Below are 26,430 nucleotides of genomic sequence, written 5' to 3'. Positions count from 1 at the left end.
AAAAGGGGTTAGATTTTTAATTCCAACGATTTTTATTGAACTGATTTTTCTTCCAATACCACATAATAATAAAACCAAATAAAGCACCTCCAACGTGTGCAAAATGGGCAATTCCACCGCCACCAAAAATTGATTTTCCAGAAATACCTAAATACAAATCAACCAATACTAAACCTGGCACAAAATATTTTGCCTTTATTGGCACAGGAATAAACATCAAAGCCAATTCAGCATTAGGAAACATGAAAGCAAATGCTACTATCGTTCCATAAATAGCTCCAGATGCGCCCACTGCTGTACCAACATAAGCGCTTGTGAAATTTTGAAAATCAGAAACGGATATAAATTGTTGCCATCTTGTATCTATTTTACCCTCATTTAAAAGTTGTAAAATTTCTTGCTTAGGATATCCGTTAGCGATTAGTGTATTCAAACCATCTTGAAAATAGTAATAATTAACTCCGGTATGCAACAACGCAGCGCCTAGTCCACAGGAAATATAGAAAAATAAGAACTTCTTACTTCCCCACATTTGCTCTAAAGCTGATCCAAAAGAATACAACGCAAACATATTGAAAAAAATATGCATAAAGCCACCATGCATGAACATGTGCGTCAGCGGTTGCCACAATTGAAAACTTGGGTTTTCTGGAAAATACAAAGCCAATATTCTATAGGCTGGATTTGTGGGATTAAAATCCCCTAAAGCAAGTGTACCTACAAAAAACAATACATTTATAATTATTAATTGTTTTACTGTCTCAGTTACGTTTCTCATAATGCAAATTTTTTATCTAAATCTTCCACACGCATCGTGATGAAAGTGGGTTTATGAAATGGGGAAACATTGGGATCTTTACAGGCAAAAAGGCCGTTAACCAAATTTTCCTGTTCTTTTTCTGTAAGGTGCGTTCCTGTTTTTACCGCTAAACTTTTTGCCATAGATTTGGCAATCGTATCGTTCTGACTGAAACTGCTTTCAGGAATTCCGTCCTGCAAATCACTTAATAATTGTTCTAAAACCAGAGAAACTTCACTCTCCGTTACATTTACCGGTATTCCTGAAATAACAATATGATCAGTATTATTTTCTTCGAAGACAAATCCAGTGTTCATTAATGATAATTGTAATTCACCGATAAGATCCATTTCGCTCGACGAAAAAAACAAGTTCAAAGGAAACAACAACTGCTGGCTTGATGCCTGATTAACGGTCATATTTACTAAAAACTGCTCATACAAAACACGTTGATGCGCACGTTGTTGATCGACAATTACCATCCCTGATTTGATGGAGGAAACAATATATTTTTTATGTATTTGATACGTTTTATGAACAGAATGCTCAACTTCTTCGTCATTAAATAAAGAGGAAGTCACTTCTTCATTTTCGAAAGTCATCTGTCCTATTTCATCCGTATCTTGTTTTAAACCTACGTATAAACTTTCCCAATTAGCCGTTGGTTCCGGTTTTCTGTAACTGGAAAATTGCTTGCTGGGTTTTTCTTCGGAAAAAGGATTGAAGTTTCCATCAACTTGAATTGTAGGCGTTTCCCCCGTTAAATCTTTGTAATGATACGGCGTGTCTAAATTAGAATCACGGTCAAAATCCAAAACTGGAGCCACATTAAACTGACCTAAACTATGCTTTATGGAAGCTCTTAAAATAGCATATAATGCATGTTCGTCATCAAACTTGATCTCCGTTTTAGTGGGATGAATATTGATATCAATAGTATTAGGAGGCACCGATAAATATAAAAAATAACTGGGCTGTGCCCCATCTTTCAAAATTCCGTCATAGGCAGCCATAACCGCATGATGCAAATAACCGCTTTTTATAAAACGATCATTCACAAAGAAAAACTGTTCTCCACGATTTTTTTTGGCAAATTCAGGTTTACTTACAAATCCCTGTATCGTCACTATCTCTGTTTCTTCTTGAACCGGTACTAATTTTTCATTGGTTTTACCCGAAAAAATATTGACAATTCGTTGGCGTAAAGTAGATGGCGGCAAATTGAACATTTCACTGCCATTGTGATAAAACGTAAAATGTATTTTTGGGTGAGCCAAGGCTACACGTTGAAATTCATCAATAATATGGCGGTATTCCACCGTATCCGATTTCAGGAAATTACGTCGCGCCGGAATATTAAAAAATAAATTTTTAACTGCAAATGAAGTACCTTTTGGCAAAACAGCAACATCTTGCGATACAAACTTACTGCCTTCAATGATAATGTGTGTTCCAAGTTCTTCTTGATCTTGCTTGGTTTTCATTTCTACATGGGCAATTGCCGCAATAGATGCTAATGCTTCTCCACGAAACCCTTTGGTATGCAAAGAAAACAAATCTTCTGCCTGACGAATTTTGGAAGTGGCGTGACGTTCAAAACACAAACGCGCATCGGTAACAGTCATTCCTAAACCATTATCAATCACTTGAACTAATGCCTTCCCAGCATCTTTAAGAATTAATTTGATATCTGTTGCTCTGGCATCTACCGCATTTTCCAGCAACTCTTTGACAACTGAAGCTGGTCTTTGAACGACTTCTCCAGCAGCAATTTGATTGGCAACATGATCAGGAAGTAATTGAATTATACTCGACATTAAAAAAATGTTGTTTAAAGTTTAAGGTTTAAATTTTTTAAAACCAAGATGTACAAATTTAATGAATTTCTATTGGGAATGGTAGCTTATTTAATCATAAAAAAAACAAAAAACCTATACTATTTATGAGACAGTATAGGTTTAATAATTAGTATTTTTATTATTTATTCCTTCAACTCTAAAGGCGAACCTTCTTCTAGTTGAATTGCTCCAGCAGATAATAAATGCTGATTATCTATTTGGTGGGTTAACGAAGCCTGCTGACGAATATACGCCATTTTGATAGCTGCGATAGCTGCTTCAGTACCTTTGTTACCGTGAATTCCTCCACTTCTATCAATGGATTGTTGCATGGTATTATCAGTCAAAACACAAAAAATTACAGGAATATCCGTTTGAACATTCAGGTCTTTTATACCTTGCGTTACTCCTTCACACACAAAATCAAAATGTTTGGTTTGCCCTTGAATTACACATCCAATAGCAATCACAGCATCAACATTTTGTGTTTGCAGCATTTTCTTTGAACCATATATAAGTTCAAAGCTTCCAGGAACATTCCAGCGAATAATATGCTGGGCTGGAACTTGATTTTCCAAAAGGGCTTCAATAGCACCTCTATAAAGTCCTTCAGTTATGGAATCATTCCATTCTGAAACAACAATCCCAAAGCGAAAATCTTTCGCGTTTGGGATTGAATTTTTATCGTACTCGGATAAGTTTTTATTTACGGTAGCCATTTTATTTTAAAATTTTGATTTTAGATTTTTGATTTCAGATATTAAAGGTAGCTTTTTGAAATCAAAAATCTCCAATCTTAAATCCCAATCTTACTATCATTTTTTATTATTGTGCTAATCCTATCAAAACGTCAACTGAAGCAGCCTCTGGAGTTCCTTCAAAATTGTCTTTAATATCTGTAAAATATTTCAAAGCATCAGCTTTATTTCCTAATGCCAAAGCTGTTTTTCCTGCTTTTAACAAGAAACGTGGCGTAGTGAAATCATTTTTATTTGATTCAGCAGCTTTTACGTAATTTTCTAAAGCTTCTTTCGGTTGATTTTTTTGAGAATAAGCATCTCCAATTGCTCCTTTTGCCAAAGCTCCTAAAACAATATCATCTGATTTAAATTTACTTAAATAATCAATCGCTTCCGTGTATTTTCCTGTATTCAAATAAGCAATTCCAGCATAATAATTAGCTAAATTTCCTGCATCAGTTCCTGAATATTCATCAGCAATTTTTAAGAATCCAAATTTACCTTCTGAACCATTCAAAGATAGTTTATATAATGAGTCACTTGCTACTCCATCAGTTGCTTTTTGGAAATTTTGCTGTGCTACAAACATTTCATTCGCTGCTTCCTCTTGTTGTGGTGCGGCAACGAATCTTTGGTATCCTAAATAACCAATAGTAAAAATAGCAGCAGCGGCAACTAAACCAATAATAACTTTTTGATTTTTAGCTACCCAATCCTCAGTTTTCGAAGCTGTTTCGTCTAATGTTGAAAAAACACCAGCTGTTGTGCTGTCTTTTTCATCAATTTGTACTGCTTCAACCGCGTCATTTACTTCTTTTTCTTTTGGTGCTTTATATCCTCTTTTATTGTAAGTAGCCATTTATTTTTAATTTAGTGAGTCGCAAAAATAAAATTTTTATTCAAATCTAAAAGCCATTTTTATCGATATTTTTCAATAATTTGCACCCACTTTGAAAAACCCGTTTAAAAACATCAAAGTTCTCAATACCAGCAAGCCTTACAGATGTATTTAAAAAAGATTTCATTATTCAATTATAAGAATTTTTCGGAAGCAAATTTCGATTTTGACAGCAAAATAAATTGTTTTGTAGGTAAGAATGGTATTGGTAAGACAAATGTGCTGGATGCAATCTACCATTTATCGTACGGAAAAAGCTATTTCAATCCCTTAGCGGTTCAGAATATTAAACACGGAGAAGAATTCTTTGTGATTGATGCTGAATTTGAAAAAAACGAAAGAAATGAACAAATTCTTTGCAGCCTAAAAAAAGGACAAAAAAAGATATTGAAACGCAACGGAAAAGCCTACGAAAAATTCTCAGATCATATTGGTTTTATTCCTTTAGTTATCATTTCTCCTGCTGATAGGGATTTGATTGTGGAAGGCAGCGAAACCAGAAGAAAATTCATGGACAGCGTGATTTCCCAACTGGATTCCCATTACTTACAGCAACTCATTCAATATCAGAAAGTAATGAGTCAGCGTAATGCTTTGTTGAAATATTTTGCATTGAATCATGTTTTTGATACTGATACGCTCTCGATATATAATGAGCAACTCAACGGTTTTGGAGATTATATTTTCGAAAAAAGAAAAGAATTCATTGACCAGTTCATTCCTATTTTTAACACACACCATCAAGCCATAACAGGCTCGCAGGAAACTGTCCGTCTGGTTTATGAAAGTCATTTATTCGAAAAAGATTTATTGACTTTATTACAAGAAAACATAAACAAAGACCGTTCTTTACATTACACAAGTGTAGGAATTCACAAAGACGATTTAGCATTTGAAATTGATCAACATCCAATTAAAAAATTTGGTTCTCAAGGCCAACAAAAATCGTTTCTGATTGCTTTAAAATTAGCTCAATTTGAATTTCTAAAAAAGCAAAGCGGTGTAAAACCCATTTTACTTTTTGATGACATCTTTGATAAATTGGACGAAAGTCGCGTAGCAAAAATCATCGAAATGGTCAACAGCGATACTTTTGGTCAACTTTTTATTTCAGATACACATCCGGAACGTACTGAAACCATTGTAAAATCGACACATCAGACGTATAAAATTTTCAACTTATAACTATCTTTATGAAAATTTGAAACAAAATTTATTAAAAAACCAAACATGTCAATCTTTAGTGACTAATGACTTACAACCATGAATTTAAAAAACAGAAAAATAATCCATCTCCTTCTTTTTATTTCAATAATTACATTGCAAGCGATAGCCTTTTCTTTTTGGTATGCAGAGATAAAAATTCAAAATAATCTTTACACTTCAATTGATAAAATTGCTAAACCAAATGAAGCTGTATCCTTATCCAACCAAGCTATTAAAAGCTATTTTACAGCTAATAATGCATTCACCTCATATCTAAATAGTAATTCAGCACAAGACTATACAATTTACAGAACTGCTATAAAAAAAATGGCTGCTGATTTAGACCAACTAAGTTCCCTTAGCACTAAGAACAATATATTCAAGCAAATCATTGCATCAAAACTAAGTACTGAAAAAAATGTTAGTGACCTTCAAGCGGAACTAAATTTAATAATCAATACTAATTTTAAAGCAGCGGCAAAACTGGAAGATATTGACTTTAAAGTAAAAGCCTATAATTACGAAACCGTTTTAAGCTCCATTACATACGACACGACTAAAACGGCTGTTGTTACTAAAAAGAAAGGTCTATTTGGTCGTATTGGAAATGCACTTTCAGGCAAAACACAAGTAGACAAAGAGGAAGTAAAGTCAGTTATCAAAATGGTTTTTAACAACCAAGAAAAGTCGGGTTCCTTTGAAGACCAGCTACGCAACATTTTTAAGTTAACTGAAAATTATTATAAGACGGAAGTTACAAAATTAAAAAAAGTTCATTCTGCTTTAAAAGCAAAAGACAAAGATTTACTACTGATCAATAAAAGCATATTGTCTAAAAGTCAAGAGATTGTTTTAATCTACTCTAGTTCCGCTCAGGAATTGAATAGGATTGATTACTTGAACTCCATAAAAAAATATAATGCAAGTTTAAAAGACAAAAAGAAGTTCATCTTTATTTTGCTAATCACGATAAGCATTATAACTATCTTACTACTCCTATACACTGTATACTCATACTTACTGGAAAAAAATCTACAGCAAGCAAAAATTAATGCTGAAATAAGCCTAGATAAAAAGAATCAACTTATAGGAATGATTAGCCATGAGATGAGAGCGCCCCTAAATATCATTTCCAATTTTTCAAAAAAATTAAAGGGGCTCAATACAAATCCAGATTTAAATTCGAATATAGACTCGTTATACTTTACTGCAAATTCCTTGCAAATCACTGTAAGTCAAATTCTCGATTTCTTTAAAAATGAAAATAGTACACTGCTGCTGTACAATTCAAAAATTAATCTAAAAACAGAAGTCGGCTCTATATTAGAGTCTTTAAAGGCATTAGCAGAATTAAAACAACTCCAAATTAAATACAACATCTCCCCCGACCTTGATCAAGATGTGTGGGCTGATAATGTTAAAATTCACCAACTGTTTTACAATATAATTGGTAATGCTATAAAATTCACAAAAACAGGATCAATAACTATTGAAACAAATCTAACAGCAGAAGGCGAAAAACTCCGCTTTGATGTAAAAATAACAGATACAGGAGCTGGAATCCCTTCAGAAGAACTTGATAAAATTTTTGACAAATTTTATCAAAGTAAAACGCATCATGAACAAATCAGTTTTGGAGCTGGATTAGGATTGAACTTATGTAAAAATATAATTGAATTATTTAACGGTGAAATTGCCGTAAAAAGTAAACTAAATGTAGGAACTGAAATTTCCTTTTTCTTGATATTAGAGACATTAAAGCTGGAACAAGAAACAAATCAAACAAAACTAATCAATCAATTTAAGGACACTAACAAAGAGCTTTTGGTTGTAGATGATGATCCAATGACATTATTACTTTTAAAAAAATTAATGTCCAAAATCAATTTTAAAGTAACAACTTATCAAGAAGTTGGTGCTGCAAAAGAATACCTCAGTACAAATGAGGTGGATTTAATTATAACCGATCTTCAAATTTGTGATTATTCAGGTTTTGATTTTATTGAGGATGTCAAAGAAATTAAAAACAACAATGCAAAAATCCCAATTATTGTAATAACAGGAGATTCGTATATGAATACAGCTAACCTAGAAGAATTACAAATAGATGAAATCATAATAAAACCAATTAACAAAGAAGAACTTTTTTTTAAGATTTACACGGTATTGAATCAATAAGCAATCCTAAAGTTCACTTTTATAATACAGAAACTTTGGTAGACAATAAGACACAAATAGATTTGGGATTAAAATTCATCATAATTTCTATAATTGCCTGCAAAACGCAGCACACAACATATTAAATTAATGATTAATAGCACTATTTAATTGCTTACTTTAGCTTATCCAAAAAACACCTATCATGAAATACAAATCTCTTTTGTACCTGCTTTTAGTTTTAGTTTTTGCGTCTTGCAACGGGCAAAATTCCAAAGAAATCAAAACTATTGATTCAAAAGCTTTTGCTGAAAAGATGGCAGCGACTCCGAATCCACAAATTCTGGATGTAAGAACTCCTAACGAATTTACGTCTGATCATATTGATAATGCTAAAAATATAAATTGGCTTGGAACTACTTTTGTTTCCGATGTAGAAAAACTAGACAAATCTCAACCCGTTTTTGTGTATTGCAAAAGTGGTGGAAGAAGCCAGAAAGCAGCTGAAAAACTAAATGAATTAGGTTTTAAAACTATTTATCAATTAGACGGAGGAATATTAAAATGGGATGCTGCAGGATACTCTAAACCAAGTGATAAAATCATAGGACTATCCGCTACGGAATACAACAAACTATTAAATTCAGATAAAAAAGTATTGATTAGTTTTTATGCTGAATGGTGTGCGCCTTGTAAAAAAATGGCTCCTTATGTTTTGCAAATGCAAAAAGATTTAGCAGATAAAGTAGTTATTATTCGATTGGATGCCGATAAAAATAAAACCTTAATTTCTGAAATGAAAATCAGCGAACTTCCTACACTTTTACTGTATGAAAATGCAACCGTAAAATGGAAACATTCTGGTTTTATAAGTGAAAATGATTTAAAAAAACAACTACAATAGCTTCAAGATGCTTTCAAAAAATACAATCCAATTTCTAGATGATTTAAAAGCCAACAACAATAGGGACTGGTTTTTGGAAAATAAAAAACGCTACGAAGCAGTCAAAAAAGAATACCAGCAATTAGTTGGTAATTTTCTTGACACCATGAAACCGCTTGATCCATCGCTAGAAATGCTTGAAGTGAAAAATTGTACTTTTAGAATCAATCGTGATATTCGGTTTTCTAAAGACAAAACTCCTTACAAATCGCATTTAGGCGTTTGGCTTTCTTCGGGAGCAAAAGGTATGAATCGCTCTGGTTATTACATTCATTTAGAAAAAGGAGCTAGTTTTATTGCCGGTGGGTTGTATTGTCCCGAAGCGGTAGATTTGAAAAAAATGCGTAAGGAAATTGCTTATTTTCATGATGATTTAGAAGCTATTCTCAACGAAAAAGATTTCAAAAGAGAGTTTAAAGATTTTGATCGAAATGAAAAAGATACACTGAAAAATCCACCACGAGGGTACGAAAAAGAACATCCTGCTATTGAATTTTTGAAATTGAAAAGTTTCGAATGTTCTCAAAGAATTGATTTTTCAGAAGTAACAAAAAAAGATTTTGTTGCCACAATGAGTAAAAAACTGATTGCGCTTAAACCACTGAACGATTTTATAAATCGAGCTTTAACTTCTGAGTAGTTATAATTTACACTGATGAAAAAAAAGAAAATACTTTTTCTGGGAGAATCCTACAGAGCCGATGCCATAACTTGGATGAATGGTTTAAAGGAATTTGGTGATTTTGAAATTATTACTTGGGAATTAAAAACACCCAACAATTGCATTCATAACCGAATTTTAAGGGTTTTCGAATTTGAATTAGCCATTTTTAAAATCAGGAAAATAATAAAAGCACAAAGACCGGATATGGTAATTGCAGAAAGAACTACAAGTTATGGTTTTCTTGCTGCATTATCCGGTGTAAAACCTGTTGCAATTGCACAACAAGGCAAAACCGATTTATGGCCTAAAAAATCGATTACATTACCGTTAAAAAAACTTATTCAGAATTACGCTTTCAAAAAAGCAGATTTAATTCATGCTTGGGGACCCGTGATGACTATTTCTATGCATGAAGCCAATGTCGATATGAATAAAGTTTTAGTTTTACCGAAAGGAATTGATTTGACTAAATTTGGAAATCAAAACAACGCCAATCCAGAAAAAATTTGTGCCATAGTCACTCGTTCTTTATTACCTGAATATCGTCATGATATTATTTTAAAATCATTTGCCCTTTTAAACCAAAAAGGAATAGACTTCTTACTTACCATTATAGGAGACGGAACACAACTTTCTAAATTAAAAGATTTAACAAAAAATTTAGGTATTGAAAACAAAGTCAACTTTACGGGAAGAATCCCAAATACTGAATTACCAAAACTATTACAGCAATCTAATATTTACATTAGTATGCCAATAACTGAAGGTGTTTCGGCCTCATTATTTGAAGCTATGGCTACTAATTGCTATCCAATTGTAACCGATATTGAAGGAAATAAGAGTTGGATTAAACACCGCGAAAATGGACAATTAGTTACAGTTGATGATTACAAAATGCTGGCCGAAGAATTAATCTGGGCATTTGAAAACAATAAACACCGAAACGAAGCTGTTTTAAAAAATAGAAAAATTTTAGAGAAAAATGCAGATTACAACATAAATATGAAAATCATTGCCAATAAATACCACGAATTAATTAACACAAATAGCCCCAATTAACTATGTGTGGAATTAATGGAATCTTGCATTTACAATCACAAAAAAAAATTGACGAACGCGTTCTTGTAAAAATGCGCGATTCGCTAGAACATCGAGGTCCTGATGACAAAGGATTGTTTATAGAAAATAATATTGGTTTTGGACACAGAAGACTTTCAATTCTAGATGTTTCTCTCGCCGGACACCAGCCTTTCCAATCAGAAGACGGAAGATATGTGATGGTTTATAATGGCGAAATCTACAATTTCAAAGAGTTTTATCCAGAATTAAAAAGCAATGGTTTTGATATCAGAACTACTTCGGATACCGAGGTCTTGATGAAATTATTTCAATTGCATGGTTTAAAAATGCTCAACCGCCTCAACGGTATGTTTACATTTGCTATTTGGGATAAATTAGAAAAAAAGTTAACTCTTGTTCGGGATAGAATGGGTGTTAAGCCTTTATATTATTCTTTTTATAACGAAACTTTATATTTTGCTTCTGAACAGAAAGCACTTTTCACGGCTGGAGTTCCACTCAAAATGGCACAGGAAGGACTGGAAGAATATATTTTTAACAGATTTGTTGCCGGAGAAAACACGCTATATCAAAACGTAAAAAAAGTATTGCCCGGACATATTATGACCATTTATGAAAGTGGAAAAACTACTGTCGAAAAATGGTGGAATTTAAAAAAGGAAATTCAAAACCAACCTGAAATAAAAAATCCGGTAGAATGGTTTCGAGAAACGTTTGATGATTCTGTAAAAATGCGAATGGTGAGCGACGTTCCTGTAGGTGTTATGTTAAGTGGCGGACTGGATTCCTCGTCTATTTTAGCTTCATTACACCATCAAAAATACAAAGACATACAAACCTTTAATATTGGTTTTAAAGAGAAAGAACATAACGAAGCACATTTGGCTAAAATGATGGCAGAGAAATTCGATTATGGATTTCAAACCATGCAATTAGAGGATAAGAATCTTTATGACCAATTAATAAATGCTACTTATTTTCAGGATGAGCCAATCATGCATTTAAGCGAACCACACCTTTTAGCAGTTTCACAAATGGCAAAACCTTCCGTAAAAGTGTTGCTTTCCGGCGAAGGTGCCGATGAGTTGATGGGAGGCTATGTACGCTACAAGGCCTTACAATATCCATCCTTATTGAATTCTATAGCCACCATAGGAAATCTGGATGTTTTTACAAAACAACCACGATACGAGAAATTAACGCGTTATGCCCAAATCATAAAAAAATCCGATTTAGTCCTATTTAATGGTTCCAATATTTATCCCAATGATATTGCGGAAACTTTTGGGATTAATACACCTCCAAGCAACGAATACCGAAAAAAAATCTACAAAGAAGCAAAGTCATTGTATCCTGGTAATTTACGTCGTCAAGCACTTTATTTTGACCAACACACCTACTTATGCTCGCTTTTAGACAGGAATGACCGTTGTACCATGGGTGCATCCATTGAATGTAGAGAACCATTTCTGGACCCCAGATTAATTGTTGGATTAGGATCATTAGAAGACAAATGGCTTTTTACAGGAAAAAAATGGAAATTCATTCTAAAGAAAGCAATGGAAGAACGTTTGCCAAATGAAATTCTAAAATTCAAAAAAGTTGGTTTGAGTGCGCCTTGGGGCGATTACATCACAAAAAGTCCTGCTTTCAAAGACGAATTAGATTCTTTCTCGAAAAGTGATTTATTTCAAATACCTTATTTTGAACACATAAACATTAAAAAATTAGTTCAGAATTTACAAAAGGGTGATGTTACGATGACTCCTTATATTATGCCATTGTTTATGATGCATATCTGGATGAAAACGTATGCAACTAAATTTTAATTCTTACTTTTGGTGCGGGATAAAACAATTCAAAAAGCACTTTCTTTTATGGAAATAGTACATAATTTCTCTTTAAAAAAACACAATACTTTTGGCATTGAAGCCAAAGCAAAACAGTTCGTTGCCGTTCATTCTGTACAAGATTTGAAAACAATTTTACAAGAAAATAAAACCCAGCAAAAATTCATTTTAGGTGGCGGAAGCAATATGCTTTTGACAAAAGATATTGATGCGCTTGTCATTCATATCGATTTGAAAGGCAAGAAAATTATTGAAGAAAATGATGATTTTGTTTGGGTCGAAAGTCAAGCTGGTGAAAGCTGGCATGAATTTGTACTTTGGACCATCGACCAAAATTTTGGCGGTTTAGAAAACATGTCACTCATTCCAGGAAACGTTGGAACTACACCAGTCCAAAATATCGGAGCGTATGGAACCGAAATAAAAGACACTTTTGTTTCCTGTGAAGCAATGACCATAGAAAGTCAGGAAATGAAAACGTTCACAAATGACGAATGCCATTTTGGGTACCGAGAAAGCATTTTTAAAAACGAAGCAAAAAATCAATTTGTCATTACATCGGTTGTTTTTAAATTGACAAAAACAAATCATAAAATCAATATTTCTTACGGAGATATTTCATCTGAATTAGCTAAATATAACATCACAAATCCTACTTTAAAGGATGTCAGTAATGCCGTAATTGCCATTCGACAAAGCAAATTACCAGACCCAAAAGAACTGGGAAACAGTGGTAGTTTTTTTAAAAATCCAATTCTATTGAAATCAGATTTCGAAAAAATACATCAGCAATTTCCTGAAATGAAATATTTTGATATTTCTGAAACTGAAGTAAAAGTTCCCGCTGGCTGGTTAATTGAACAGGCTGGTTTTAAAGGAAAACGTTTTGGTGATGCCGGAATCCATAAAAATCAAGCTTTGGTTTTAGTGAATTATGGTAATGCGACAGGACAGGAAATTTTGAATGTTTCAAAACATATCCAGGAAACAATCTTTAAAACGTTTGGCATTCATATCGAAGCCGAAGTGAATGTGATTTAATAAAAAAATTGTTAGACACCTTATATTATTAAATAACTTATCGATTCGTCTTATCTTAAATTCTAATATCAAAAAACCTAAGTTATCAAACTATGTACACTCCAGAAATCTACAAAAACGAGAATCAAGAAGAAATCAAAAAGTTTCTGCAAGAGAACAGCTTTGGTATTCTAATCAATCAAACCAATGGAAAATTATGTGCCACACATATTCCTTTGGAACTAGAAACTAATAAAGAAGGCAACGATATTTTATGCGGACATATTTCTAAAGAAAACCCACAATGGAATGGTTTTATAGACAATGACCAAATTTTAGCAGTATTTTCAGGACCTCACAGTTATATTTCTTCTTCTTGGTACGATCATGAAAATGTACCGACATGGAACTACATCGCCGTTCATGTGTATGGAAAAATCAAAATTATTGAAGGAGAAGCCGTCATCGAATCTTTGAAAAAGCTAGTTGATAAGTACGAACAAAATTCTGAAAATCCAGTCCGTGTAGAAGATTTATCGAAAAAAACTATGATGCAAACTCGTGGTATTGTAGCGTTTGAAATTGAAATAACTGAAATCCAAGCCACGAGAAAATTGTCTCAAAACAGAGACGAAAAAAATCACCAAAACATCATTACTGAGTTAGAAAAAGCCAATACAAATCAGTCCATCGCTATTGCGAATGAGATGAAGAAATGCCCAATATAAATTCTTTCGAAATTCACAGATTGTATTTAACAATTCACAATTCTATTCATACCTTTGCACTCGATTTAAAACTCATTAAACTCAGATGCTTATACTAATTCTTTACTTTTTTATTTTTATAGTCGTTGTTCAAATTTCGTATTATTTAGGTGTTTTTGGAAAATTTGCTTTTGCTAAAGCGCAGAAAACAACACCAAAAAGAATCCCGATTTCGGTGATTGTTTGTGCCAAAAACGAAGAAGAAAATGTCACTAATTTTATTCCTCTACTTGCTGAACAAAACTATCCTGATTTTGAAATAGTTCTGATTGACGACGCATCAAGTGACGCTACTTTGGATATTTTTGAAGGTTTTGAAAAGCAATATCCTAATGTTCGTTTGGTAAAAGTAGAGAACAACGAAGCCTTCTGGGGAAACAAAAAATACGCATTGACTTTAGGAATAAAAGCTGCCAAAAAAGAATATTTATTATTCACTGATGCTGATTGCTACCCAACTTCAAAAGAATGGATAACGGCTATGAGTTGTCAATTTACCATGCAGAAAACTATTGTTTTGGGCTATGGTAAATATGAAAATATTCCTAATTCGTTCCTGAATAAAATAATTCGTTTTGAAACTTTATTGACCGCAATTCAATATTTTTCATGGGCCAAAATTGGACATCCATACATGGGTGTAGGAAGAAATTTAGCCTATAAAAAAGAAGAATTTTTCAATGTAAATGGATTCATCGAGCACATGCAGATTCGTTCCGGAGATGATGATTTATTTATAAACCAAGCCGCAAAAGCTAAAAATACAACTATCGCCTACACACCGGAAAGTTTTACCCTTTCTAAACCAAAAACAACCTACAAAGACTGGTTTATCCAAAAAAGAAGGCATATTGCTACGGCAAACTATTACAAACCTCTAGATAAATTACAATTAGGAGCATTCTATTGTTCGCAATTACTATTTATTTTATTACCCATTATATTATTAGCCTTCCAGTTTCAATGGATATTAGTTTTAAGTTTAATCGCATTACGTTATCTTGTGGCATGGATTGTGGTAGGATTTTCAGCAGGTAAGCTTAAAGAAAATGATATAAAGTTATGGTTCCCTATCGTTGAGATAGTACTTATCTTAACACAAATCAATATCTTTATAACTAATATATTCTCAAAACCGGTACATTGGAAATAAACAAACAAATAGAAAAAGCAAAACAAGGTGACCAAGTTGCCTTTACTTTTCTATTGGATTATTATTGGAATGAAGTGTATGGCTTTATGCTGAAACGCACCGAAAACGAAACCAATGCCGAAGATATTACCATCGAAACGTTCTCGAAAGCATTCGATAAAATAGCCACTTACAACTCGGAATTTCAATTTAACACTTGGCTTATTGCGATTGCAAAAAACGTACACATCGATTTATTACGAAAAAAGAAATCAAGTCTTTTTGTCGAAATTACCGATGAACAAGACCAGCAAGCCTACAATATTGCCGACACTACTCCATCTGCAGAAGATGAGTTAATTACGGAACAAAACCTTTCTCGGTTACTACAATTCATTAAAGAACTGAAACCACATTATCAAGAAGTGATTCAATTGCGCTATTTTCAGGAAATGAGTTATCAGGAAATTGCCAATAAAATTGATGAACCTTTGAGTAATGTGAAGATTAAATTGCTTCGCGCCAAAAAACTTCTGGCAGAAATCATTCACAATAAAAGGTAGTTTTATTTTACAAAACAGCATCGATTTTTAATTCCTTAAAAATAAAAAGTGATCTAAATTAATTTTAGATCACTTCGTTTAATCAAAAGCAATTATAGATTTCTAAAAAATTATCTTATAATTCTTTCCGGATAATCAGTGATAATTCCGCTCACTTTAAGTCCTTGTAAATTCTTAATATCGACAGGTTCATTCACGGTCCAAGGATAGATTTTAAAATCATTAGCTTTCATTACCGCAACATTTTCAGCCGTTAAGGTTTTATAATACGGATTTATTGCCTGAGCTTTAAGCTCTTTTCCTGTTTTAATAATAGTCTCAATAGGATCTTTATAGGTAAGCAACCCAATAGCTATTTCAGTACTCAAAGACCTCATTTTTTGCAATTCCCCTACTCGAAAACTGGAAATAAAGAAATCTTTATTTCTCCAACCTTTTTTCTTGTATTCTTCTATAATTCTGTACGTGTCCGTTGCGGTGTTTGTCCCTTTCAATTCAATATTAAGTACTGCTTTTTTATCTATTGTCTCAATCACTTCTTGTAAAGTTGGGATTTGGTGTTTGCCGGCAACCAGAACTTTTCTCAATTCTTCGAAAGTATATTCTTCGATTTTTCCTTTTGCGTTAGTTATGCGATCCAAATCATCATCATGAAAAACAACCAATTCACCTGTTTTAATTTTGAAAACATCGATTTCTAACATATCAGCTTTTAATTCCATTCCCTTTTTTATGGATGCCAATGTGTTTTCGGTTTCGTGTCCCATCGCACCTCTGTGCCCACAAACCACAAATTTATTCGAACCGCAATTTGATAATAATAAGACTGCTGTTGAAGCCAAAAATAGTGTAGTAAATTTCATAATTTTCATTTAAGTTTTGTCGTAAAAATAGATGAACCGCCAGAACCAAACATTAAGATAGGATTAAATTAAGACTATTTTACCTAAACAAATTCGATCTTTCTTGGTCTGCTTTGGTTAACAATATCTTAAAAAAAGTAGTTTTAACACTCGGTTTTTAAGGTTTCATTTACACAAAAGTATTCTACAGTTATTGTTTAAATAACTGCCTTTTTTCAATTAGTCAATTCCTTTGTCGGCACTAAAAAACAAAAAAATAGTATTCATGAAACAACTCCAATTATTTTTATTAACGATGGTCCTGACCGTTTTTGTTAGCACTACAAATTTTGCCCAAACGACTCAGGCCTCAATTTCAGGTAGCGTTTTAGGCAATAATTCAGAACCTATTAAAGATGCAACAGTCCTAATTCGAAATGAATCAACTGGATTTAAAACCAATTCATTGTCTAATTTCAAAGGCGTTTTCACTTTCAAAGAACTACCGTTAGGCGGGCCTTACACAATAAGCATTAAAGCTTTAGGTTTTGGAGAACAACAGCGTTCCGGTTACACATTAAATCAAGGTGATTTAATAAACATTGAGATCCTAATGCAAAACGACATTCAAAATCTGGAAGTGGTTGAAGTTGTAGGACGAGGTTTAAAAAACAAAACAGGGAATTTAGGAGCTGCAACGGCAGTAACCGCAAAACTAATCAATGCCTTGCCAGTCAACGGAAGAAATTTCACTAGTTTAATGGATTTATCACCTTTGAGCAGAGGCGGGAATATTTCAGGACAATTAGCTTCCTCGACAAATTACACACTGGATGGAATGAATGCCAAAAACCCAACTTCGGCAGGATCTACAACCAGTCGAAGCGGTGCTCCTTATTCCATATCGATTGAAGCCGTAAGAGAATTCAAAGTGGTGACTAATCAATATGACGTAGGTTATGGTCGAAGTGGCGGCGGAACTGTAAGTGCTGTGACTAAATCAGGAACAAATGATTTTACAGGAAGCATGTTTGCTTATAATCGTGCAGATTGGCTGTCTAGCTCTTATGACATTAGAGGAAACAGACGTCAAAATGATTTTTCTACGTCACAATATGGTTTCACTTTTGGTGGACCAATCATTAAAGATAAATTACATTTTTTTGTAGCTTGGGACCACCAACAAGATTCGCGTCCGTTGATCATCGCTGATGTTCAATCTCCAGAAGATGAATTGCGTTTTAATGTTACAAAAGCAACATTAGATAATTTTGTGACTATTGCCCGTAATAAATATGGCGTTTCAAACTCCCCACAATACGGAACATTTGATAAAAAACGTAATTCTGATGCAGCTTTCGCTCGTATTGACTGGCAAATTAACAGTAACAATTTATTGACGGTACGTAATAATTTCACCTATGACAATAATAAACTAGGTTTACAAGATAATACGACCATCAATTTATATGAATCGTTTGGTGACGATTTAAATATTGACAACAGTATTTTAGCTTCTTTACGAACAAAAGTCAATGCAAAAGTTACAAATGAACTGAAAGTACAACATTTATACACTTTTCAGGATAGTAATCCGGGCGATGAATTGCCTGCTTACAATATCCCACGTGCTATTGTAGAAAATGTGGCTTCAACTATTAATGGAGCAGTAAGAACTACGAATATTCAAATTGGAGGTCATCGATTTGCCCAAGAAAAATTTACCAATAATGTTTTTCAAATTGTAGATAATATCTACTATAACACGGATAAAGTTAAATACACTTTTGGTTTTGATTTAATGCAAACCAATGCAAAATCGTTATATGGCAGCGAGGTAAACGGTCGTTTCCATTTTAATAGTATTGCTAATTTTAACAACTTTACACCGTATCGTTATTACAGAGAAGTACCTTTAGTAGCTGATCCTACCGTGATTTCTAATATATTAAATGCTGGAATTTATGGTCAGTTGCAAACTAAAATTGGTGTGGGATTGGACCTGACTTTAGGTTTGCGATTTGATTATGCTAAATATCCAACAGCCAACTTTAATCAATTAGTTTTTGATGAATTAGGCATTCGTACGGATAATAAACTTCAGTCAGCTATTCTTCAACCAAGAGTGCAATTGTCTTGGGATGTAAATGAAAACCACAAAGATTATATTCGTTTAGGAGCTGGAATTTTTGCTTCTGATTTGAATAATTATGCGGTCATAAACAACTTATATTTTGATGGAAATCACACCGCGACTGTTGATGTACGATCTCCAAATGTTCCGTTGCCAAATTTCATTGATTATCGAAATAACTATGCTAGTATTCCAACTTTGGATGCGTTCCAATTACCAACTATTAATTTCACTGGAACAGATGCTAAAGTTCCGGTTGTTTATAAAGCCAATGTATCCTACTCTCATTTCTTCACTGATAGATTGAAAGCAGGAATTGCGGGTTATGCTACTTTAGGACGTAACAACTATGTTTATGTAGACCGAAATATGGTAGCAAATCCATTTTTTACTTTGGCAAATGAAGGAAATCGTGGCGTATATGTTCCAGCAAGTTCAATGCCTGCAAATGGTGCTGGAGACTGGATGCAAGGACGTATCAGCAATAAATTAGGACGTGTTTTAGAATTAAACAGCGAAGGTAAAGTCAATCAATTTGCAATGGTGGTAGATGCTACCTATCGCTACTTTAAAGATGGTGAAATATCTGCCAGTTATACCTTGAATGATACCAAAGACAATACTTCATTTAACGGAAACGTAGCCAATACAGCAACTTTAGTTTTACCGGTAGAAGATGATCCAAGAGACTTGAGCAAAATGAGTTATTCCGATAACCATTTCCGACATAAAGTGGTGTTTTATGGAACATTGCCTACTTTTTATGGTATCAGTGTTGGTGTTCGTTATTCTGGTATTGGTGGTACACGCTACAGCTTACTATCAGGAGGAAATACAAACGCCGATTTTGTTTCAGCTTCAAATGATTTAGCTTATATTTTTGACATCAATAACCCAGCGGTTCCTCAAAATATAAAAACAGGATTACAAACCATACTTGATAATCCGGCTGCCAGCCAAAGTTTAAAAGATTACATCAATAAATACTCCGGAAAATTAGCCGAAAGAAATGGTGGAATAAATGAATTTTATGGTCTTGTTGATGTAAGAATCAGCAAAAAGATTGCATTAGACAAAAAACAATTCATAGAATTTACTGCAGATGTATTTAATGTTGCCAATTTATTAAACAAAGAATGGGGTGTAAATAAATCGTTGGGAAGTCAATCTTTATATGCTTTAGGAACACCCGCAGCAGGAACAACAGCAGCAGTTCCAGGATTTGACAGCGCCAGACAACAATTTAATTACAGAGTAAACAATGCAGGACTTCCTTCGCTTTCAGGAAATCCATTCCAAATACAAATTGGATTTAAATATGCTTTTTAAATCCTACTAGAAAATAATTTAATACAAGAACAAGGCGCATTCATTGATTTGAACGCGCCTTTTTTATGAATTCATTTAAATTTAAGAACTAAATCCCTAAATTAAGTAACGTTATCGTTAAATATACAAACATAAAATCAATTAAATCAAAAATAATCATTAAATTCATATACTAAAATTCTTATTTTACACGTTATAAAATAAAAACAGCTCTGCTTATGATTTAATTACTACTTAACCACTAAATCCATAAATTATGTCAAAACTAAGCATTTACGAGACCGGTTGGATTAACCTTGTTTTCCAAGACCGAAACAAAGAATATGGAGCGTATCAATTGCGTCAGGAGAGTACTAAAACATCATTAACAGCACTTTTTATGGGTGTATTGTTTTTATCTAGTGCCTTAAGTATCCCAGTAATCATTACCTATTTGAACCCCAATAAAGGCATCACGATAGGTATTCCAGAACTGACAAATACCGTGGTCCAACTTACTGACATAATTCCGAATCAGCTTGAAGAAAAAAAGACGCTTCCTCAGATAAAAACTAAAAATGTAGAAGTCCCCGTTAAAAGCGCCCAACTTGTTAATCCTGTAATTGTTCAGGCTTCGCAAGCAAATCAAGACATTGCAAAAACCACTGACAATACCTCCATAACAAATACAACTTCAGAGGGAACTGGAACTGTAGGTATAAATCCAACTTCTTCTTCAGGAACAGGAACTGACACCGTAACTCCAGTTGATTTGGGAAACACTATTGTAAACAGTGTTGCTCTAGATAAGCTACCTGAATTCCCTGGCGGAATCAATAAATTTTACACCTATGTGGGTAATAATTTTGAAAAACAAGAAATAGATGGCAGCGGTTCTATTAGAGTATATGTTTCTTTTGTTATCGAAAGAGATGGCAGCATGACTGACATTCAGGTGAAAAGAGATCCTGGCTATGGCTTGGGCAGAGAAGCCGTTCGAGTATTGAAATCCTTGAAAACAAAATGGTCACCAGGAATGATTGACGGAAAAGCAGTGCGAACTGCTTACAACCTTCCCATTACAGTACAAATGAACTAGTAATCATAAAAAAGCAGAACTTTTCAGTTCTGCTTTTTTATACCTTTTTGAAAATTTTTTTATTTTTTCTTTTTAACAGTAGTTTTTTTAGTGGTTGTCGCTTTTACAATAGCTTTTTGTTGCACATATGGTTTGTACAATCCATCTTTCTCTGCCCTTTGTTTAGCAACTTCAGCTCTTTGTTTGGAGTCCGGATGTGAACTCATCATTTTACCCAAAAAAGAAGCTTGAGTTCCTTCGCTCATTTTTGCCAAGATTGAAAAAGCCGAAGCAACTGCGTTCACATTGTATCCGTTTTTCTTCATAAAGTCATATGAGAATTCATCTGCTTCTGATTCTTGTTTTCTACTGTGTTTGCTATCAATCATCACACTGCCTAATTTAGCCAATTGGCTATCCGTTACAGCCGCTACTTTATCAGATTGTGAAGCAACAACATCTATTAAAGCTTCTTTTTTATATGCAGCTTTAATAGCATCTCGGGAGTCATGATTTGCCACATGCCCTATTTCATGACCAATAACTGCCAGCAATTCATTATCATCCATTATGTCCATCAATCCTGAGTAAACGCGAACACTCCCATCTGCAGTTGCAAATGCATTTACTTCATTTAGCTTGTATACTTTATAGTTTAGAGCATATCCTTCACCACTTGTATGTTTTCCAAAGACTTTATTAAGACGTATGGTATAAGGGTCTTTGGGCCCTGTAACAATATGTTCCATATCCATTTTATCAACAGCTGCTTTGGATAAAGCACTAGCATCTGCATCACTAAAAGTAAAACCTGCAACCCCTTTTTGAACTGCTCCTAATGCTTTTTCTCCAAAATTAATTTGCGCATTGGTTTTCGAAAGACCAAAAACCACCAATAATACCCCTAATAGTATTGATTTATTTTTCATTTTTTTTTGATTTTGATTTTCAAATATAATATTTTTAAAAGAACTGCTTTAATAGGATACAATAATATTCAGTCTTTATGAAAATCCTGAATCTTACCCTTTCTAGCCCGGATAAGAATAGAAATCGTTGTGTTACGAAATGGTATTTTTTTTGACAAAAAAAGAGCAACCAGCAGATGAACCTTTTTCCTCTTATAAAAACATATTATAAAATACAAAATTGAAACATATAGCTAGAAATTGCTACTAAAATTATTGCAACTTTGACTCTTAATTCGTGTTTGTTAATTCCTATTTCTTAAATCAACTTTCCTTATCTTTGTACTCTGAAAATTGATTTTATGGAAACTGTTTTAGATAATACTTTACCGATAGGAAAACCAAAATGGTTGAAGGTTAAACTCCCAATAGGCCAAAAATATACTGAGCTTCGCGGCTTAGTTGATAAATATAGTTTGAACACGATTTGCACGTCCGGAAGTTGCCCAAATATGGGTGAATGCTGGGGCGAAGGAACAGCAACATTTATGATTTTAGGAAATGTATGTACTCGTTCTTGTGGTTTCTGTGGTGTAAAAACCGGAAGACCTGAAACTGTTGACTGGGATGAGCCTGAAAAAGTGGCGCGTTCTATCAAAATCATGAACATCAAACATGCCGTAATTACAAGTGTTGACAGAGATGACTTGAAGGATGGTGGTTCTATCATTTGGATAGAAACCGTGAAAGCCATCCGTAGAATGAACCCAAACACAACACTGGAAACGTTGATTCCAGATTTTCAAGGTATAGAAAGAAATATTGATAGAATCGTAGAAGCAAATCCTGAAGTGGTTTCGCACAATGTAGAAACGGTTCGTCGATTGACTCGTGAAGTACGTATTCAAGCCAAATATGACAGAAGTCTTGAAGTATTGAGGTACTTAAAAGAAAAAGGAATTAACAGAACTAAGTCGGGAATTATGCTTGGTCTTGGAGAACAAGAAGAAGAAGTGTACCAAACGATGCGAGATTTGCGTGAAGCCAATGTTGATATTGTTACCATCGGCCAATACTTACAGCCGAGCAAAAAACACTTGCCCGTAAAGGAATTTATAACGCCGGAACAATTTGCTAAATACGAGCAATTTGGTTTGGAATTAGGTTTCCGTCATGTTGAAAGTGGACCATTGGTTCGTTCCTCCTACAAAGCACAAAAACATATTTTATAAATAGTATATTCGTTTATTTGTTTAATCGGTTAACCAAATAAACGAATAAACGAATAAACAAATCCATTTGAAAACAAGAATTGCCATAAATGGTTTTGGAAGAATCGGCAGGAATTTATTCCGATTACTTTTGAACCATCCCTCAATAGAAGTTGTTGCCATAAATGACATTGCCGATAAAAAAACAATGGCGCATTTAGTGAAGTATGACAGTATCCACGGTGTTTTACCATTTGCGGTCAGCGATGACGAAAAAGGAATTCTCGTAGATGGAAATCATTTCTTATTTTTTCACGAAAAAAGCATTTCAAACCTGGATTGGAAAAGTTTAGACATTGATTACGTAGTCGAATCGACGGGTAAGTATAAGACTTTTGAAGAATTGAATTCCCATATTATCGCTGGTGCCAAAAAAGTGATTCTTTCTGCACCTTCGGAAGTTGACACTATAAAAACGGTAGTGCTCGGTGTAAATGATTTTATTCTTGACGGAACTGAAACCATAATTTCGAATGCCAGTTGCACAACGAATAATGCTGCACCAATGATTAAAGTGATCAATGAACTTTGCGGTATAGAACAAGCGTATATTACTACTATTCATTCCTACACGACAGACCAAAGCTTACACGATCAACCGCATAAAGATTTACGTCGTGCTCGCGGGGCAAGTCAGTCTATCGTGCCCACAACAACTGGAGCGGCTAAAGCATTGACAAAAATATTCCCTGAGTTTGAAGGTAAAATTGGCGGTTGTGGTATACGAGTGCCCGTTCCTGATGGATCTTTGACTGATATTACTTTCAATGTAAAACGCGCAGTGACTATAGATGAGATTAACGCAGCGTTCAAAATTGCCGCACAAACAAATTTAAAAGGGATTTTGGATTATACCGAAGACCCTATTGTTTCTGTTGATGTGATTGGCAATAAAAATTCATGTATATTTGATGCTCAGCTAACTTCTGTTATTGATAAAATGGTAAAAGTAGTAGGATGGTATGATAATGAAATAGGCTATTCGTCTAGAATTATTGATTTAATTCTTCTAACAAAAAAATAAAATAACCCTAGGAAAAAAATTCAGCTGTAAATGAAGTATTTTTTTGTTTTTTTTGTTTTTTTTTACTCCTCAATGTACTCTCAGCCCTATGAGGAAGTAGACAGCACAGCATATTATAGCAGTTTGAGCAATTCCAATATTAAGACTAATAATTATAAAGAGGCATTATTGCATTCCCAAAAGGCAATTGATTACGCCAAAAAAAATAAAAATATTAAAGACCAAGCGCAACAAACTTTTAATCTTGGAAAAATTTATTTTGACTTAAAAAAATACGATGACGCAATAGAAACGTTACTAAAAAGTGCTGCATTATTTTCAAATTTCGAACCAAGTTCAGAGCGTTCTGCAACGTACTACCATATTGGCTTATGCTACATGCAAAAGCAAGATTATGACAGAGCTTCCATATACTTTGAGAGAGCAAGATCAATTAATGATAAATTAAGAATTCCTGACGTTGCTGAGTTGTTAAACCTTCAGAAAGGTCTAATTTACAAATCAAAGAATAAATTAGATTTAGCATTATCTGCTTTTAAAATTATTATTGCAAAACCTGACAATGCCGCTTTGACAAATACTAAAGCTGAAGCAACTTATCAAATAGGAAAAATTGAAGCCAGCAGAAATAGGAATAACTTGGCTTTAAATTATCTGAATAAAGCATTAGAACTAAACAGTAAATCTGAAAATCTAGAACAGAAATCAAATATTTTACTGGCCTTAAGTGATGTTTATGAAAAAACGTTAGATAAAAATAATGCGTATTTCTATCTAAAACAGCATCTTAATTTAAAAGAGAGCATCACAATTTTGAACAATGAAAGACTTGGCATAGATGATTACAAAAAGTTCAAAGAGTCTGAAAAATTAAAAGAAATTGCACAAGCTAATTATGAAAATAAGGAGCAAGAAAAGGCTAATAAATTTTCTAAACTAATCAGTATTTTCGCCATTGCATTAATTTCAATTTTATCTTTATTAAGTCTATCCTTGTACAAAAATAATATCATTAGAAATCAGTCTAATTTATTATTGCAAGAAAAAAACAAAGAATTAGAGATTGCAAAAGACAAAGCAGAAAAAGCATCAAAAGCGAGATCCGAATTTTTATCCACTGTGAGTCATGAGCTTCGAACTCCATTAAATGCCATCAATGGTATTACACACTTATTATTGGAAGAGAACCCAAAAAAAAATCAATTGGACTACTTGTCTTCCTTAAAATTTTCAGGAGATTATTTGACAAAATTCATTAATGAAATTTTAGAAATTAATAAAATTGATTCTCAAAAATCAGAAGTTGAATACACCAGTTTTAATCTAAAAAAATTATTAGAGGATATCAAACATTCTTTGAAAGAATTGGCTGTGGTGAATAACAATAATTTCAATCTTGAAGTTGATGCCGCAATTCCCGACTATTTGATTGGCGACCCCACAAAATTATCACAGATAATACTGAATTTAATCAACAACGCACTGAAATTCACAAAAAACGGAAACGTTACCGTTATAACTAATCTTAGCACATTAGAAGATAAAAAAGCTACTTTGTATTTTGAGATAATAGATACTGGAATAGGAATACCCGAAGATAAATTAGCAAGCGTTTTTGATAGTTTTTCGCAAGGTTCCATAGAAGTAAATCGCAAATATGGTGGCACCGGTTTAGGATTGACTATCGTAAAAAAATTAATTAAAATTCTTGGCGGACATATCAAGCTTAAAAGTGTGGTAGGCGAAGGCTCTTCATTTTCATTTCAATTAGAATTCCAAATAAGTCCACAGCAGGAATCTCAAATGGAGAAAAAGCCAATGATAAAATACGATCCTGCTAAATTAATAAACAAGAAAATACTATTGGTTGAGGACAATAAAATCAACCAAATGATTACTAAGAAAATGCTGGATAATAAAGGAATTATCTGCGAAATAATTGATAACGGTGAGGATGCAATTGATTTAATGAAAACTAATACATTCGACTTAGTTCTTATGGATGTACACTTACCCGGCATAAATGGAACAATTGCAACAGAAACAATACGAACATTTGACAGTACTACTCCTATCATTGCCCTTACTGCAATATCATTACATGAAAATCGTGAAATGCTTTTATCATTTGGCATGAACGATGTAATCACTAAACCATTTGTGCCAGAGGAATTTTACAGTGTAATCGCTGAATATATATAGACTCAA

21 protein-coding genes are annotated in these 26,430 nt (G+C 33.5%); 15 read left to right on the top strand and 6 right to left on the bottom strand.

The annotated features are described in order from the left end of the window. Window positions 1-16: 16 nt before the first annotated feature. The 4 genes from ACXX80_RS09265 to ACXX80_RS09250 form a co-directional block, all read right to left on the bottom strand. Window positions 17-778, bottom strand: a complete 762-nt coding sequence (locus ACXX80_RS09265) for a rhomboid family intramembrane serine protease (protein ID WP_458552954.1) — start codon at window positions 776-778, stop codon at window positions 17-19. After that, window positions 775-2,616 (bottom strand): DNA mismatch repair endonuclease MutL, encoded by a 1,842-nt coding sequence (gene mutL, locus ACXX80_RS09260; RefSeq protein WP_315208935.1) that lies wholly within the window; start codon window positions 2,614-2,616, stop codon window positions 775-777. Before mutL ends, ACXX80_RS09265 begins: the two co-directional genes overlap by 4 nt. A gap of 164 nt (window positions 2,617-2,780) precedes the next feature. Beyond that, window positions 2,781-3,356: a 6,7-dimethyl-8-ribityllumazine synthase gene (gene ribH, locus ACXX80_RS09255; protein WP_417981037.1), complete on the bottom strand. Its 576-nt coding sequence runs from the start codon at window positions 3,354-3,356 to the stop codon at window positions 2,781-2,783. Between the two features lie 106 nt (window positions 3,357-3,462). After that, window positions 3,463-4,236, bottom strand: coding sequence for a tetratricopeptide repeat protein (locus ACXX80_RS09250; protein WP_417951781.1), 774 nt, complete (start codon window positions 4,234-4,236; stop codon window positions 3,463-3,465). A gap of 144 nt (window positions 4,237-4,380) precedes the next feature. On the opposite strand from ACXX80_RS09250, the gene recF reads away from it, so the two are divergent. The 10 genes from recF (at window position 4,381) to ACXX80_RS09200 (ending at window position 15,657) form a co-directional block, all read left to right on the top strand. Further along, window positions 4,381-5,460 (top strand): DNA replication/repair protein RecF, encoded by a 1,080-nt coding sequence (gene recF / locus ACXX80_RS09245; protein ID WP_458552953.1) that lies wholly within the window; start codon window positions 4,381-4,383, stop codon window positions 5,458-5,460. Between the two features lie 78 nt (window positions 5,461-5,538). Next, a complete protein-coding gene (locus ACXX80_RS09240) occupies window positions 5,539-7,659 on the top strand; it encodes an ATP-binding response regulator (protein ID WP_458552952.1) in 2,121 nt (706 codons plus the stop codon). A gap of 184 nt (window positions 7,660-7,843) precedes the next feature. Then, on the top strand, window positions 7,844-8,542 hold the full coding sequence (locus ACXX80_RS09235) for a thioredoxin domain-containing protein (RefSeq protein ID WP_458552951.1): 699 nt from the start codon (window positions 7,844-7,846) through the stop codon (window positions 8,540-8,542). Window positions 8,543-8,549: 7 nt separating this feature from the next. Next, window positions 8,550-9,221, top strand: coding sequence for a DUF2461 domain-containing protein (locus ACXX80_RS09230; protein ID WP_458552950.1), 672 nt, complete (start codon window positions 8,550-8,552; stop codon window positions 9,219-9,221). Window positions 9,222-9,236: 15 nt separating this feature from the next. Continuing rightward, on the top strand, window positions 9,237-10,304 hold the full coding sequence (locus tag ACXX80_RS09225) for a glycosyltransferase (protein WP_458552949.1): 1,068 nt from the start codon (window positions 9,237-9,239) through the stop codon (window positions 10,302-10,304). A gap of 2 nt (window positions 10,305-10,306) precedes the next feature. After that, entirely contained in the window at window positions 10,307-12,154 is a 1,848-nt protein-coding gene (gene asnB, locus ACXX80_RS09220) for an asparagine synthase (glutamine-hydrolyzing) (RefSeq protein WP_458552948.1), read from the top strand. A gap of 48 nt (window positions 12,155-12,202) precedes the next feature. Then, a complete protein-coding gene (gene murB, locus ACXX80_RS09215; RefSeq protein WP_458552947.1) occupies window positions 12,203-13,216 on the top strand; it encodes a UDP-N-acetylmuramate dehydrogenase in 1,014 nt (337 codons plus the stop codon). A gap of 92 nt (window positions 13,217-13,308) precedes the next feature. Next, window positions 13,309-13,923 (top strand): FMN-binding negative transcriptional regulator, encoded by a 615-nt coding sequence (locus ACXX80_RS09210; RefSeq protein WP_417981053.1) that lies wholly within the window; start codon window positions 13,309-13,311, stop codon window positions 13,921-13,923. Window positions 13,924-14,008: 85 nt separating this feature from the next. Then, on the top strand, window positions 14,009-15,115 hold the full coding sequence (locus ACXX80_RS09205) for a glycosyltransferase (protein WP_458552946.1): 1,107 nt from the start codon (window positions 14,009-14,011) through the stop codon (window positions 15,113-15,115). Then, window positions 15,106-15,657: an RNA polymerase sigma factor gene (locus ACXX80_RS09200; protein WP_458552945.1), complete on the top strand. Its 552-nt coding sequence runs from the start codon at window positions 15,106-15,108 to the stop codon at window positions 15,655-15,657. Before ACXX80_RS09205 ends, ACXX80_RS09200 begins: the two co-directional genes overlap by 10 nt. A gap of 110 nt (window positions 15,658-15,767) precedes the next feature. Here the strand turns inward: ACXX80_RS09200 and ACXX80_RS09195 are convergent, their stop codons facing one another. After that, window positions 15,768-16,520 carry a glycerophosphodiester phosphodiesterase gene (locus ACXX80_RS09195; protein WP_458552943.1) on the bottom strand — a complete coding sequence of 251 codons (753 nt, stop codon included), beginning with the start codon at window positions 16,518-16,520 and terminating at the stop codon, window positions 15,768-15,770. A gap of 265 nt (window positions 16,521-16,785) precedes the next feature. On the opposite strand from ACXX80_RS09195, the gene ACXX80_RS09190 reads away from it, so the two are divergent. Both ACXX80_RS09190 and ACXX80_RS09185 read left to right on the top strand, forming a co-directional pair. Then, window positions 16,786-19,962 carry a TonB-dependent receptor gene (locus ACXX80_RS09190; RefSeq protein ID WP_458552942.1) on the top strand — a complete coding sequence of 1,059 codons (3,177 nt, stop codon included), beginning with the start codon at window positions 16,786-16,788 and terminating at the stop codon, window positions 19,960-19,962. A gap of 256 nt (window positions 19,963-20,218) precedes the next feature. After that, complete coding sequence (locus tag ACXX80_RS09185; protein WP_458552941.1) at window positions 20,219-21,040, top strand: energy transducer TonB; 822 nt, start codon at window positions 20,219-20,221, stop codon at window positions 21,038-21,040. Window positions 21,041-21,099: 59 nt separating this feature from the next. Here the strand turns inward: ACXX80_RS09185 and ACXX80_RS09180 are convergent, their stop codons facing one another. Continuing rightward, on the bottom strand, window positions 21,100-21,948 hold the full coding sequence (locus ACXX80_RS09180) for a M48 family metalloprotease (RefSeq protein ID WP_458552940.1): 849 nt from the start codon (window positions 21,946-21,948) through the stop codon (window positions 21,100-21,102). A 341-nt stretch (window positions 21,949-22,289) separates the two neighbouring features. On the opposite strand from ACXX80_RS09180, the gene lipA reads away from it, so the two are divergent. The 3 genes from lipA to ACXX80_RS09165 all read left to right on the top strand — a co-directional run bounded on the left by lipA (window position 22,290) and on the right by ACXX80_RS09165 (window position 26,424). Continuing rightward, entirely contained in the window at window positions 22,290-23,159 is an 870-nt protein-coding gene (gene lipA, locus ACXX80_RS09175; RefSeq protein ID WP_458552939.1) for a lipoyl synthase, read from the top strand. Window positions 23,160-23,226: 67 nt separating this feature from the next. Further along, window positions 23,227-24,222 carry a type I glyceraldehyde-3-phosphate dehydrogenase gene (gene gap, locus ACXX80_RS09170; RefSeq protein ID WP_417981062.1) on the top strand — a complete coding sequence of 332 codons (996 nt, stop codon included), beginning with the start codon at window positions 23,227-23,229 and terminating at the stop codon, window positions 24,220-24,222. Between the two features lie 72 nt (window positions 24,223-24,294). After that, window positions 24,295-26,424: a tetratricopeptide repeat-containing hybrid sensor histidine kinase/response regulator gene (locus ACXX80_RS09165; protein WP_458552938.1), complete on the top strand. Its 2,130-nt coding sequence runs from the start codon at window positions 24,295-24,297 to the stop codon at window positions 26,422-26,424. The last annotated feature ends 6 nt before the right edge of the window (window positions 26,425-26,430 follow it).

The sequence above is a fragment of the Flavobacterium sp. GNP002 genome, assembly GCF_054343795.1.
Note: the sequence above shows the minus strand (reverse complement) of the source record. Positions and strands in the feature narration are given on the sequence as shown.

Excerpts from the sequence above, each read along its gene's own strand:
- ACXX80_RS09265 (WP_458552954.1), bottom strand. The coding sequence starts at position 778 with ATGAGAAACGTAACTGAGACAGTAAAACAATTAATAATTATAAATGTA.
- mutL (WP_315208935.1), bottom strand. The coding sequence starts at position 2,616 with ATGTCGAGTATAATTCAATTACTTCCTGATCATGTTGCCAATCAAATT.
- ribH (WP_417981037.1), bottom strand. The coding sequence starts at position 3,356 with ATGGCTACCGTAAATAAAAACTTATCCGAGTACGATAAAAATTCAATC.
- ACXX80_RS09250 (WP_417951781.1), bottom strand. The coding sequence starts at position 4,236 with ATGGCTACTTACAATAAAAGAGGATATAAAGCACCAAAAGAAAAAGAA.
- recF (WP_458552953.1), top strand. The coding sequence starts at position 4,381 with ATGTATTTAAAAAAGATTTCATTATTCAATTATAAGAATTTTTCGGAA.
- ACXX80_RS09240 (WP_458552952.1), top strand. The coding sequence starts at position 5,539 with ATGAATTTAAAAAACAGAAAAATAATCCATCTCCTTCTTTTTATTTCA.
- ACXX80_RS09235 (WP_458552951.1), top strand. The coding sequence starts at position 7,844 with ATGAAATACAAATCTCTTTTGTACCTGCTTTTAGTTTTAGTTTTTGCG.
- ACXX80_RS09230 (WP_458552950.1), top strand. The coding sequence starts at position 8,550 with ATGCTTTCAAAAAATACAATCCAATTTCTAGATGATTTAAAAGCCAAC.
- ACXX80_RS09225 (WP_458552949.1), top strand. The coding sequence starts at position 9,237 with ATGAAAAAAAAGAAAATACTTTTTCTGGGAGAATCCTACAGAGCCGAT.
- asnB (WP_458552948.1), top strand. The coding sequence starts at position 10,307 with ATGTGTGGAATTAATGGAATCTTGCATTTACAATCACAAAAAAAAATT.
- murB (WP_458552947.1), top strand. The coding sequence starts at position 12,203 with ATGGAAATAGTACATAATTTCTCTTTAAAAAAACACAATACTTTTGGC.
- ACXX80_RS09210 (WP_417981053.1), top strand. The coding sequence starts at position 13,309 with ATGTACACTCCAGAAATCTACAAAAACGAGAATCAAGAAGAAATCAAA.
- ACXX80_RS09205 (WP_458552946.1), top strand. The coding sequence starts at position 14,009 with ATGCTTATACTAATTCTTTACTTTTTTATTTTTATAGTCGTTGTTCAA.
- ACXX80_RS09195 (WP_458552943.1), bottom strand. The coding sequence starts at position 16,520 with ATGAAATTTACTACACTATTTTTGGCTTCAACAGCAGTCTTATTATTA.
- ACXX80_RS09190 (WP_458552942.1), top strand. The coding sequence starts at position 16,786 with ATGAAACAACTCCAATTATTTTTATTAACGATGGTCCTGACCGTTTTT.
- ACXX80_RS09185 (WP_458552941.1), top strand. The coding sequence starts at position 20,219 with ATGTCAAAACTAAGCATTTACGAGACCGGTTGGATTAACCTTGTTTTC.
- ACXX80_RS09180 (WP_458552940.1), bottom strand. The coding sequence starts at position 21,948 with ATGAAAAATAAATCAATACTATTAGGGGTATTATTGGTGGTTTTTGGT.
- lipA (WP_458552939.1), top strand. The coding sequence starts at position 22,290 with ATGGAAACTGTTTTAGATAATACTTTACCGATAGGAAAACCAAAATGG.
- ACXX80_RS09165 (WP_458552938.1), top strand. The coding sequence starts at position 24,295 with ATGTACTCTCAGCCCTATGAGGAAGTAGACAGCACAGCATATTATAGC.